The sequence below is a fragment of the Acidisoma sp. genome (assembly GCF_035492295.1).
Taxonomy (GTDB): domain Bacteria; phylum Pseudomonadota; class Alphaproteobacteria; order Acetobacterales; family Acetobacteraceae; genus Acidisoma.
The window spans coordinates 1-4,656 of sequence record NZ_DATJJK010000024.1 but is presented as its reverse complement, the minus strand read 5'-3'; the positions used below and the strand labels follow the sequence as shown (position 1 = coordinate 4,656).

The window sequence follows — 4,656 nt, the reverse complement described above, 5'->3', positions numbered from 1 at the left end:
TATATTCTCACCAGCATCGTGGTCGCCACCATCGGGGGCGCTTCGCTGGTCGGCGGCCGCGCACCCTATTTTGGCGTTATCTGCGGCGCGATCATGATGACTGTGCTTGTCAGCCTGCTGACGGCGCTGACCATCGGAGAGGCTGGAAGACAGATCATCTTCGGCGCCACGCTCCTTGCCTTCCTCGGCCTGGATCGCGTCCTGAAAGGCAGGCTGTTAGGCCCACTGTTCGGCCGCCTGCGCCGGGCCGCCCCCCTGCCCACGACCGCGTCCGCTCCCGATCCGTCTTCAGGAGGCTAAGCATGGCCCAGACCCTCACTCTGACGCCCGATGCCCCGATCCGCTGCCGCGAGTTCCGCATCGGCTGCGTCGGCGCCGGCTTCATCATGGCGGACATCCATCTCGCGGCCTACAATGCCGCCGGCTTTCCGGTCGTCGCCATCGCCTCCCGCACCCGGGACAAGGCAGAACAGGTGGCGCGCCGCTGGAACATCGCAACCGTGCATGACACGCCGGAAGCAATGATTGAGGCGGGCGGCTTCGAGATTCTCGACATCGCCTATCCGCCGGACCGGCAGCCGGCCCTCATCCGCGCGGCTATTGCACAGCCCGATATCCGCGCCATCCTGGCGCAAAAGCCCTTGGCTCTTGATCTCGCGACTGCGGAGGCGCTGGAGCGGGAATGCCGGGAGTCCGGAAAGCTGCTTTCCGTCAATCAGAACATGCGTTTTGACCAGTCGATGCGAACACTGAAGCAAGTGCTTGAACAGAATGCTCTCGGCACGCCAGTGATGGCGAGCATCGACATGCGCGCCATCCCGCATTGGCAGCCCTTTCTGCAAAGCTACGGGCGGCTCACTCTGCTCAATATGTCGATCCACCATTTCGACGTGCTGCGCTATCTCTTCGGGGACGTCGAAAGCATCTCCACCACCGTGCGCCCCGATCCGCGCACGCAGTTCGCGCATACCGACGGAATCTGCGTCTCCACCCTCAGCTTTCGCTCGGGCGTGCTCGCGCTCTCGCTGGAAGACGTCTGGAGCGGACCGCGCGCCGCCGGGTTTGCCGGCGACATCTACATTCGCTGGCGCGTGGAGGGTACCGAGGGTCTCGCTCAGGGCACCATTGGCTGGCCGGACTATCCCGAGGGTTCACCCTCGACACTGCGCTATTCGTCGCTGACCGCCTCCGACGGCCAATGGGTGCAACCCACCTGGGAGACGCGGTGGTTCCCGCACGCCTTCGCCGGGGTGATGGAGCAATTGCAGTTTGCTATGGCGACGAACACGGTTCCGGTCCTCAACGGCGCGGACAACCTGCGTACCATGGCCGTCGTTGAAGCGGCCTATCGCTCGGCAGCCGAAGGCCGCGCCGTTCACCTTTCCGAATTCGGCTACTGACAACACAAAAGCACCCAGGGAGACAGGACATGCTGCAAACGGGCATTTTTAGTGGCTATTTTCCGTATGCGCTGGAGGAGCAGGCGCGCAAGATCAAGGCGATCGGCTTCAACACGGTGCAGCTAGACCTCGCCTTCAAGGATATCGACTTTTCGACGCCCGGTTCCATCACGCTCGACAAGGCCAAGCGCGTGCGCGAAACCTTCCGCGATTACAACCTGCCAATCTGCGCCATCTCCGGATACACCAATATCGTCCATCCCGATCCGGCGGAGCGCAAGACGCGGGTCGACTATCTCAAAGCGATCATCCGCAACGCCCGCCATTTCGGCACGCCCTATGTCATTTCCGAAACAGGCACTTTCAATCCCGAATCGGATTGGGTGAGCCATCCCAAGAACAAGACCGAGGAAGGCTTTGAGGACTGCCGCCGCGTCATCTCCGAACTTGCGCAGATCGCCTATGATCACGGTGCGGTCTTCCTGCTCGAAACCTATGTCAACAACGTCATCGGATCGGTTGAAGAGACGGTGCGTATCTTTGCCGAGGTCGACCATCCCGGTCTCGGCCTGTTGATGGACCCGACCAACTATTTCGAAGATCACAACATCGACAAAATGGATGCTGTCCTCAAGCAGATCTTTGACACGCTGGCCGACCGCGTGAAGATTGCCCATGCGAAAGATGTGAAGCGCGCGGAAGAAGCGAGCGAAAAGCATGCCGACATCGATGCCTCGGAAGCCCATTCTTTCCGCGGCGTCGGCTCCATCGAACTGCCTGCGCCCGGTCTTGGAACCTTGAACTACGACTACTACTTGAAGCGGCTGGCCGAAAAGCATCCAAACATCCCGATCATTATCGAGCATCTCGATGAGAGTGATGTGCCGCGCGCCAAGAAGTTTCTGGACGGCAAGCTGCGCGCGCTCGGCGTCTGAAACCGCAACCGGGATGGCCCGCCGGCCGATTCTTCGCGCGCCATCCGGCTCCCTGACATGCGAGACCGCACCATGAACGCGACCCTCATGCGAGATTACAGCCTGACCGGCGAGGATGCCCGCCTCGCCGTCGAGAAAGGTCTGAGCGCGGCCTCCTGGTATGCGACGCCCCTGCCGCGCCAGACCCTGAAGGCGCTCATGAAACGCAGTGACGGTCCGGCCATCCGCGATACGCTGCTGTGGTTCGCCCTGCTCCTCGGCACGGCCGCGGGGACGATTGCGTTTTGGGGAAGCTGGTGGGTGCTCCCCTTCGTCATCGCCTATGGCGTGCTCTATGGCTCCTCCTCCGACTCCCGCTGGCATGAATGCGGCCACGGCACCGCCTTCAAAACTCGTTGGATGAACAATGTCGTCTATGTCATCGCAAGCTTCATGCTGCTGCGCGAACCGACCGTCTGGCGTTGGAGCCATGCGCGCCACCACACGGATACCATCATCGTCGGTCGCGACCCGGAAATTGCCGTGCCCCGGCCAGCCCGCGTGATGAATGTCCTCCTCAACCTCTTTTCACTGAAAAGTGGCCCGGCCTCGCTGACGCAGATCATGCTGCATGCGCGCGGCCGGCTGACACCGGCGGAAGCGACCTATATTCCGAAGATGGAGCAGGGCAAAGTCTTCGTCGCGGCGCGTATCTATCTTGCCATTCTGCTGGCGGTTGTCATTGCATGTGTCGCCCTGCGCTCCATCCTGCCCGCCATGCTGATCGGCCTGCCGACCTTCTACGGGGCTTGGCTTCTTGTCGTATTCGGCACGACCCAGCATGCCGGTCTGCAGGAAGACGTGCTCGACCATCGGCTCAACAGCCGCACCATTTACATGAACCCCGTTTTTCGCTTCCTCTACTGGAACATGAACTATCACGTTGAGCACCACATGTTTCCGATGGTGCCCTATCATGCGCTGCCGGCCCTTCATGAGGCCGTCAAGGCCGATTGTCCCCGCCCCTATGCGGGGCTCATCGAAGCTTACCGCGAGATCATTCCCACGCTGTGGCGGCAGCGGCAGGATGCCGGCTATTTCGCCCGGCGCGTGCTGCCCCAAGGTGCCGCGCCGGCGCTGTCCGACGCGGCCTGAGACAGTCGCCATGATGCAATACTCGGACTTTGCCGTCAGCGGCCGTCAAGTGAGCCGGCTCGGCTTCGGCGCCATGGGCTTTGCCGGCTGGTTCGGCGAACAGTCGGAGGCCGAGCATATCCGCGCCCTGCTGCTGGCGTTGGAGCGTGGTGTCAACTTCATCGATACCGCGCGGGCCTATGGCGCCTCTGAGCGCATTGTTGGAGAGGCGCTGCGGCAATGGGACGGGCCTAGCCCCTTCGTCGCCACCAAGGTCGAAGGTCTGGCCGGAATCACGCAATGGGGCACGCCGGTGCCCGTGGAGCATGCCTTTCCCAAGGGACAGGTCATCGCCTCCTGCGAGGCCAGCCTGCGAGAAATGCGGCTGGAGCGGATCGACCTGCTGCAACTCCATACCTATTGGGCCAATTGGGGCATCAGCGGCACCTGGATGGAGGAGCTGCAGCAGCTCAAGGACCAAGGCAAGATCGGCCAGATCGGCATTTCGGTGCCCGATCATCGATCGGACATGGTTCTGCCCATCGTCATGAGCGGGCTCATCGATTCTGTGCAGACCATCATCAACATCTTCGATCCGACGGCGCTCGAAGTGCTCGTCCCCGTCTGCGCTCACAATCGGGTTGCGGTCATCGCCCGCTGCATCCTTGACGAGGGCGGCCTGACCGGCTTTCTGACCGCCGATGCGGAATTCCCGGAAGGCGACTTCAGGCGCGACTATTTTGACGCGACCGTTCCACGCGGCGCCTATATCGACAAGGTGGATGCGCTGCGTCGCTTCGTTCCTGCCAACGCTTCCTCCCTCGCGGCCCTCGCCATCAAATTCGCCTTGCATGATCCGCACGTCACCACCGCCATCACCTCCATGCACGTGCCCGACTTCGCTGAGGCAAATAGCGCGGCGATGGATGAGCCGCGGCTCAGGGATGAAGTCTTTCAGCTGCTGATGACACGCCACCGCTTCATCAAGAACTTCAATAACGTCAAGCATTTCGGCAGACTCCCATGACCGCGGGCGAGCGTGTGACCTGGGCGGAACTGAAGCCGGCGGAGTTCATCGCGCGGCGCGATGCGCTGCCCGTCGTCTATTTGCCCATGGGCCTGTGTGAGCCGCACGGCCATGTCGCGCCCTTCGGGCTCGACACCATCAAGGCCGAGTATCTCGCCGCTGAATCAGCCCGCCGCTTCGG

Annotated in this window: 5 protein-coding genes and 1 pseudogene; all 6 read left to right on the top strand. The window is 62.1% G+C overall.

What is annotated here, in order from left to right:
- Positions 1-300 (top strand): annotated as a pseudogene (locus VL752_RS01980) (hypothetical protein); the annotation flags it as partial.
- Between the two features lie 2 nt (positions 301-302).
- Positions 303-1,400 (top strand): Gfo/Idh/MocA family protein, encoded by a 1,098-nt coding sequence (locus tag VL752_RS01975; protein ID WP_325352055.1) that lies wholly within the window; start codon positions 303-305, stop codon positions 1,398-1,400.
- 29 nt (positions 1,401-1,429) lie between these two features.
- Positions 1,430-2,335 (top strand): sugar phosphate isomerase/epimerase family protein, encoded by a 906-nt coding sequence (locus tag VL752_RS01970; protein WP_325352054.1) that lies wholly within the window; start codon positions 1,430-1,432, stop codon positions 2,333-2,335.
- Positions 2,336-2,407: 72 nt separating this feature from the next.
- A complete protein-coding gene (locus VL752_RS01965) occupies positions 2,408-3,469 on the top strand; it encodes a fatty acid desaturase family protein (RefSeq protein WP_325352053.1) in 1,062 nt (353 codons plus the stop codon).
- Between the two features lie 10 nt (positions 3,470-3,479).
- The gene (locus tag VL752_RS01960; protein ID WP_325352052.1) at positions 3,480-4,475 is read left to right on the top strand and encodes an aldo/keto reductase; all 996 of its coding nucleotides are present in this window, start codon (positions 3,480-3,482) and stop codon (positions 4,473-4,475) included.
- Positions 4,472-4,656 (top strand): creatininase family protein (locus VL752_RS01955; protein ID WP_325352051.1); only part of this gene is annotated, 185 nt, incomplete at its 3' end. The genes VL752_RS01960 and VL752_RS01955, both read left to right, overlap by 4 nt.